This window comes from Streptomyces sp. NPDC037273 (assembly GCF_055603625.1).
In genome coordinates this window covers 162,245-168,603 of the sequence record NZ_JBVJVO010000016.1, presented here as the reverse complement: position 1 = coordinate 168,603, position 6,359 = coordinate 162,245, and the positions used below count along the sequence as shown (strand labels likewise).

General features: G+C 69.9%; 7 protein-coding genes. 3 read left to right on the top strand and 4 right to left on the bottom strand.

From position 1 onward, the window contains the following. Positions 1-126 precede the first annotated feature (126 nt). Complete coding sequence (locus ACZ7G1_RS32495) at positions 127-402, bottom strand: GlsB/YeaQ/YmgE family stress response membrane protein (protein ID WP_470878195.1); 276 nt, start codon at positions 400-402, stop codon at positions 127-129. A 170-nt stretch (positions 403-572) separates the two neighbouring features. Between ACZ7G1_RS32495 and ACZ7G1_RS32490 the strand changes: the two genes are divergently transcribed. Both ACZ7G1_RS32490 and ACZ7G1_RS32485 read left to right on the top strand, forming a co-directional pair. Next, a complete protein-coding gene (locus ACZ7G1_RS32490; RefSeq protein WP_470878197.1) occupies positions 573-917 on the top strand; it encodes a DUF3099 domain-containing protein in 345 nt (114 codons plus the stop codon). 182 nt (positions 918-1,099) lie between these two features. Next, entirely contained in the window at positions 1,100-1,339 is a 240-nt protein-coding gene (locus tag ACZ7G1_RS32485) for a hypothetical protein (RefSeq protein WP_470878199.1), read from the top strand. Between the two features lie 25 nt (positions 1,340-1,364). Here ACZ7G1_RS32485 and moaA read toward each other — a convergent pair whose 3' ends face one another. From moaA to ACZ7G1_RS32470, 3 genes are all read right to left on the bottom strand, one after another. Further along, positions 1,365-2,366: a GTP 3',8-cyclase MoaA gene (gene moaA / locus ACZ7G1_RS32480; protein WP_470878201.1), complete on the bottom strand. Its 1,002-nt coding sequence runs from the start codon at positions 2,364-2,366 to the stop codon at positions 1,365-1,367. A gap of 165 nt (positions 2,367-2,531) precedes the next feature. Then, positions 2,532-4,172: a solute symporter family protein gene (locus ACZ7G1_RS32475; protein WP_470878203.1), complete on the bottom strand. Its 1,641-nt coding sequence runs from the start codon at positions 4,170-4,172 to the stop codon at positions 2,532-2,534. Further along, on the bottom strand, positions 4,169-4,543 hold the full coding sequence (locus ACZ7G1_RS32470; protein WP_470878205.1) for a DUF485 domain-containing protein: 375 nt from the start codon (positions 4,541-4,543) through the stop codon (positions 4,169-4,171). The genes ACZ7G1_RS32475 and ACZ7G1_RS32470 overlap by 4 nt, the downstream gene beginning before the upstream one ends. A gap of 274 nt (positions 4,544-4,817) precedes the next feature. Here ACZ7G1_RS32470 and ACZ7G1_RS32465 point away from each other — a divergent pair, with 274 nt between their 5' ends. After that, entirely contained in the window at positions 4,818-6,356 is a 1,539-nt protein-coding gene (locus ACZ7G1_RS32465) for a S8 family peptidase (protein WP_470878207.1), read from the top strand. Positions 6,357-6,359 lie beyond the last annotated feature (3 nt).

The following is a 6,359-nucleotide window of genomic DNA, read 5'->3' as shown; positions in this document are numbered from 1 at the left end:
GGAAGTAGATATATCGGGGTGTGCGCCAGCACAACACAACACCCCCCCCCCCCCCCCCCCCCCCCCCCCCCCCCCCCCCCCCCCCCCCCCCCCCCCCCCCCCCGGGCCTCCGTCTCTCTCAGGCGCCTAGGTGCGCTGCCTGCTGCCCTTCAGCGAGGCCCACAGCATGTCGCCCACGCCGACCACGGCGACGGCGCCGATCAGCTGGAGCAGGTGGCGGGTCCAGTCGATGCCCCTGGTGTCGTTGACGCCGATCCAGGTCGCGACCGCGTTGCCGAGCACGCTGCCGAGAATGCCGAACACGGTCGTCAGCCAGAGCGGGATCTGCTGCTTCCCCGGCAGGATCGCCTTCGCGATCAGGCCGAGGACGAATCCCACGATGATCGCCCACAACCAACTCATCGTCGCCTCCTTGTACGCATGTGTGGCCCAGTCTCGACCCGTCGGCCAAACGGCGCATGTCGGACAGCGCCATTCGTGCCCCGGTCTCGTCGGCGCGAGGGGGCGGGCGTACGGTGGAGCGAGGTCCGGGCCGGGGAGGGTCCGGCGCGAGCGGTGGGTGGTGGACGGCGATGCCGAAGCGTGGCGAGACCGAGGTCTTCCGCATCACGGGGGCCCGGCAGGGGCTCGCCGACGACGTGCGCGGGCGGCAGCGGCGCTATGTCATCTCGATGACGGTCCGGACGCTCTCCGTGATCGCCGCCGCGGTGCTGTGGAACGTCGAGCGGCACGTGGCCTTCGTGGCGCTGGCCCTGGGCGTCCTGCTCCCCTATGTCGCCGTGGTCATCGCCAACGCGGGACGGGAGTCCGCTCCGTCCCTTCCCTCCACCTTCGTACCGGCGCCGGTGCGGCCCGCGCTCGGTGGCGCCGAGGCGATGGGGGACGCCGACACGGACCGGCCGTACGGCCGGAACTGATCACGGACAGTGGCGGAAAAGCTCAAGAAAAGCTCAGATCAATCATGTAGTTCCGGTGCACCAGACCCCATGTGCCGTGACATACTTCCTACGCGCTCCGCATCCCCCGTCGGAGCGACGGACCGATGCCGGGCAGCTCCCCCCGTGGCTGCTCGGCATCGCCTTTGCTGGACAATGATCAGGTGAACGAAGAGAAGCCGATCTGTTCCGCCAAGGGCTGCCGCGCCGACGCCGTCTGGGTCCTCGCGTGGAACAACCCCAAGCTGCACACGCCCGAGCGGCGCAAGACCTGGCTCGCGTGCGAGGAGCACCGCGAGCACCTCTCCCAGTTCCTGGGTGTACGGGGCTTCCTGAAGGACGTCGTGCCGCTCGCGGAGTGGGAGTCCGAGGACACGAACCCCCAGGATTCTCCCGCGACTTAGCGGTCGGCCCGCGGCCTGGCCGCGGTCAGCCGCCGATCGCCGACATCGGGCGGTCGGGCTGGAGGAAGCTCGGGTCGTCGAGGCCGGAGCCGGCCTTCTTGCCCCACATGGCCTTCTTCCAGAGCTCCGCGACGGCCGCGTCGGAAGCGGGCGAGGGCTCCTCGGCGCGGAGCGCGGCCCGCAGGTCCGTCTCCTCGGTGGCGAAGAGGCAGGTGCGGACCTGTCCGTCGGCGGTGAGCCGGGTGCGGTCGCAGGCCCGGCAGAACGGGCGGGTGACGGAGGCGATGACGCCGACCGTGTGCGGTCCGCCGTCGACGACCCAGCGCTCGGCGGGGGCCGAGCCGCGCTCCTCGGCGCCTTCGGCGGTCAGCGTGAAGCGGGTACGCAGGGACTCCAGGATGTCACCCGCGGTGATCATGCCGTCGCGCTTCCAGCCGTGCTGGGCGTCGAGCGGCATCTGCTCGATGAAGCGGAGCTCGTACCCCTCCTCGATCGCCCAGGCGAGGAGGTCGGGCGCCTCGTCGGCGTTGAGTCCGGGCATCAGGACGGCGTTGACCTTGACCGGGGTGAGGCCGGCGTCCCGGGCGGCGGCCATGCCGTCGAGGACGTCCTGGTGGCGGTCACGGCGGGTGAGGGTCTTGAAGACCTCGGGGCGCAGGGTGTCGAGGGAGACGTTGACCCGGTCGAGCCCGGCGGCCTTGAGGGCGCTCGCGGTGCGCTTGAGCCCGATGCCGTTGGTGGTGAGGGACATCCGGGGGCGCGGTGCGAGGGCGGCGACGCGCTCGACGATGCCGACGAGGCCGGGGCGGAGCAGCGGCTCGCCGCCGGTGAAGCGGACCTCGGTGACGCCGAGGTCGGTGACCGCGATCCTGATCAGCCGGACGATCTCGTCGTCGGTGAGCAGATCCGGCTTGGCCAGCCACTGGAGGCCCTCTTCGGGCATGCAGTAGGTGCAGCGCAGGTTGCAGCGGTCGGTGAGCGAGACGCGCAGGTCGGTGGCCACCCTGCCGTAGGTGTCGATGAGCACTGTGGGCCCCCTCCCCGTCGTGTGGATGCGTGTGTTCCGAGCCTACGTGAGCGCGGGGCCCACGAGCAGGGTGGATTGTCACGAGGACCGGCGCGGTCGCGTCGTAGAACTCTACGACGCGACCGTGCGGTGGTCGCTGACCGTATACGGTCCGGCGCGCTGCGGTCAGTGCTTGACGGCGGCGGCGACCCCCACGCCGGTGAGCGACTTGACTTCGAGCTCCGCGTACTTGCCCGGGTCCGGCTCCTCCTTGGAGAGGAGCGAGCCGAGCCAGCCGAGGAGGAAGCCGAGCGGGATCGACACAAGGCCGGGGTTCTCCAGGGGGAACCAGTGGAAGTCCACGCCCTTGAACATCGAGGCCGGTCCGCCGGAGACGACCGGCGAGAAGAGGACGAGGACGACGGAGGAGATCAGTCCGCCGTAGATCGACCAGAGCGCGCCCTGGGTGGTGAACCGCTTCCAGAAGAGCGAGTAGAGGATCGTCGGCAGGTTGGCCGAGGCGGCGACCGCGAAGGCGAGGGCGACCAGGCCGGCGACGTTGAGGTCGCGGGCGAGGGCGCCGAGCGCGATGGAGACGATGCCGATGAGGACGGTGGACCAGCGGGCGGCCCGCATCTCCTCCTGCTCGGTGGCCTTGCCGCGCTTGATCACGTTCGCGTAGATGTCGTGCGCGAAGGACGAGGAGGAGGCCAGGGTGAGGCCGGCGACCACGGCGAGGATGGTGGCGAAGGCGACCGCCGAGATGACGGCGAGGAGGATCGCGCCGCCGGTGGAGCCCGCGCCGCCGCCGACTTCGAGGGCGGTGAGCGGGGCCGCCGTGTTGCCCGCCTTGTTGGACGCCTTGATGGTGTCGCCGCTGAGCAGTGCGGCGGCGCCGAAGCCGAGGACGATCGTCATCAGGTAGAAGGCGCCGATGATGCCGATCGCCCAGTTGACCGACTTACGGGCGGCCTTCGCGGTCGGCACCGTGTAGAAGCGGATCAGGATGTGGGGCAGGCCGGCGGTGCCGAGGACGAGGGCGATGCCGAGGGAGATGAAGTCCAGCTTCGAGAGGGCGGTGGCGCCGTACTTGAGGCCGGGTTCGAGGAAGGCGTCTCCCTTGCCGCTGTTGGTGGCGGCGGCGCCGAGCAGCTGCGAGAGGTTGAAGTCGAACTTCAGGAGGATGAGGAAGGTGATGAGGAGGGTGCCCGCGATGAGCAGGACGGCCTTGACCATCTGCACCCAGGTGGTGCCCTTCATGCCGCCGATCGTCACGTAGACGATCATCAGGACGCCGACGAGGGCGACGATCCCGATCTTGCCGCCGTCGCTGGTGATGCCGAGCAGCAGTGAGACGAGGACGCCGGCGCCGGCCATCTGGGCGAGCAGGTAGAAGATCGAGACGACGATGGTGGAGGTGCCGGCTGCGGTGCGGACGGGCCGCTGGCGCATGCGGTACGCGAGGACGTCGCCCATCGTGAAGCGGCCGGAGTTGCGCAGGGGTTCGGCGACCAGGAGCAGGGCGACGAGCCAGGCGACGAGGAAGCCGATCGAGTAGAGGAAGCCGTCGTACCCGTAGAGGGCGATGGCGCCGCTGATGCCGAGGAAGGACGCGGCGGACATGTAGTCGCCGGAGATGGCGAGGCCGTTCTGGAAGCCGGTGAACTGGCCGCCGCCGGCGTAGAAGTCGGCGGCGCTGCGGGTCTGGCGGCCGGCCCAGACCGTGATGAACAGGGTGGCGACGACGAAGGCCCCGAAGAGGGCGATGATCAGGGGCCGGTGCTCGCTGGTGGCGTTGCCCGCCGCGAGCAGGACGGGGGTGCTCATGCGTCGCCCTCCATACGGTGTCGGATGGCCTCGGCCTTGGGGTCGAGGCGGTTCGCCGCGTGCCGCGAGTAGAGCCAGGCGATGAGGAAGGTGGTGAGGAACTGGCCGAGGCCGAGGACGAGCGCCACGTTGATGTTGCCGAAGAGCTTGGTCCCCATGAAGTCGCCGGCGTAGTTGGAGAGCAGGACGTACAGCAGGTACCAGGCGATGAAGGCGAGGGTCAGGGGGAACGCGAAGGAGCGGTAGGTGCGGCGCAGCTCGCCGAACTCCGCGCCTTCCTGGACCTCGATGAACTCCTCCGTCGTGGGCGAGGCGGGACCCTGGTCGGTCTCCGTCCCCTTCCTGGGCGGCGGCGGTGCTTCGGTAGCCACGGAATCTCCTCGTGACGCGGGGGCGGACGGCATGGTCAAGGGGGCCTCACCGGGGGGTGCGGGACGCGGGGCTCCGGGCGGAGCTCCTCCCCTGTCCAACGGCACGGAGCGGGAAGCGAAGCGGTTCACACGGGGGAATTCCTTGAACGGATCTTCATGAAGTCTTCTCAACTCATTGAACGTTCGGGAAGATCAGCGATAGCTTCACTCGTCATGCACCTGCCCGCGCGCAAACCCGCGCGCGAGCAGTACATACGGATGATGTGGAGAACCCATGGCTCATCTGGGATCGAGGCGCGGCCGAGCACTCGCTCTGCCGGTCGGCCTCGCGCTCACGGCCTCGCTCGGCTTCCTTGCCCCCGGCGCCGCATCCGCCGCGGAGCTGAGCGGCGCCTCGGCCACCGTGGCGACGAACGGCCCGAAGCTGTCGTACGTCGTGAACATCGAGGGTGGTCGCTGGACCGCGGCCTCGGTGAAGAAGGCGATCGCCGCCGCGGGCGGCGAGGTGGTCATCTCGTACGACCAGATAGGCGTGATAGTCGTCCACTCGCAGAACCCCGAGTTCGCGAAGACGATCCGTCAGGCGCGTGGCGTGGTGTCGGCCGGTTCGACCCGTACCGCCCCGCTCTCCGTCCAGTCCGACGACTCCGTCGACGAGGGCGCGCAGACGCTTTCCCCGGCCGAGGCCAAGGCCGCCGCGGCCGCCGCCACGGACGAGCAGGACCCGCTGGAGCCCCTGCAGTGGGACCTGCCGGCGATCAAGGCCGACAAGGCCCACCAGAAGACGCTCGGCAGCAAGCGCGTGACCGTCGCCGTCATCGACACGGGTGTCGACGACACGCACCCGGACCTGGCGCCGAACTTCGACGTCGCCGCGTCCGCCAACTGCGTGTCCGGCAAGCCGGACACCACCGCCGGTTCGTGGCGCCCCAACCCGGGCGAGAGCGACCACGGCACGCACGTCGCCGGCACGATCGCCGCCGCCAAGAACGGCGTGGGCATCACCGGTGTCGCCCCGGGCGTCAAGGTCTCCGGCATCAAGGTGTCCACCCCTGACGGCTTCTTCTACACCGAGGCCGTCGTCTGTGGCTTCGTGTGGGCGGCCGAGCACGGCGTCGACGTCACGAACAACAGCTACTACACCGACCCGTGGATGTTCGCCTGCAAGAACGACGAGGACCAGAAGGCCCTCATCGAGGCGGTCACCCGCGCGACCCGGTACGCGGAGAAGAAGGGCGCGGTCAACGTCGCCGCGGCCGGCAACTCCAAGTTCGACCTGGCCGCCGACTCGATCCTCGACAACAGCAGCCCGAACGACACCACTCCGGGCGACCGGGTCATCGACCCGAAGGAGTGCTTCGACTACCCGGCCATGCTGCCGGGCGTCGTGACGGTCTCCGCGACCGGCGCCAAGGACCTCAAGGCGTCCTACTCCAACTACGGTCTCGGCGTGATCGACATCGCCGCCCCCGGCGGTGACCGCACCGAGTACCAGACCCCGGACGCCCCGGCGGTCAACGGCCGCATCCTGTCGACCACGGTCAACGGCGGCTACAACTACAAGGCCGGCACGTCGATGGCCGCGCCGCACGCGGCGGGCGTCCTGGCGCTGCTCAAGTCGACGCACCCCTACGCGAGCCCGGCGGCCCTCAAGGCGCTGCTGTACGCGCAGGCCGACGACCGCGCCTGCACCAACCCGTACGACATCAACGGCGACGGCACCGTCGACGCCGTCTGCGAGGGTGGCAAGGACAAGAACGGCTTCTACGGAGCCGGTCTGATCGACGCGCTCGACGCCGTCCGCCGCTGGTAGCGG

Coding starts and splice junctions, on each gene's coding strand:
- ACZ7G1_RS32465 (WP_470878207.1), top strand. CDS start 4,818: ATGGCTCATCTGGGATCGAGGCGCGGCCGAGCACTCGCTCTGCCGGTC.
- ACZ7G1_RS32490 (WP_470878197.1), top strand. CDS start 573: ATGCCGAAGCGTGGCGAGACCGAGGTCTTCCGCATCACGGGGGCCCGG.
- ACZ7G1_RS32475 (WP_470878203.1), bottom strand. CDS start 4,172: ATGAGCACCCCCGTCCTGCTCGCGGCGGGCAACGCCACCAGCGAGCAC.
- ACZ7G1_RS32495 (WP_470878195.1), bottom strand. CDS start 402: ATGAGTTGGTTGTGGGCGATCATCGTGGGATTCGTCCTCGGCCTGATC.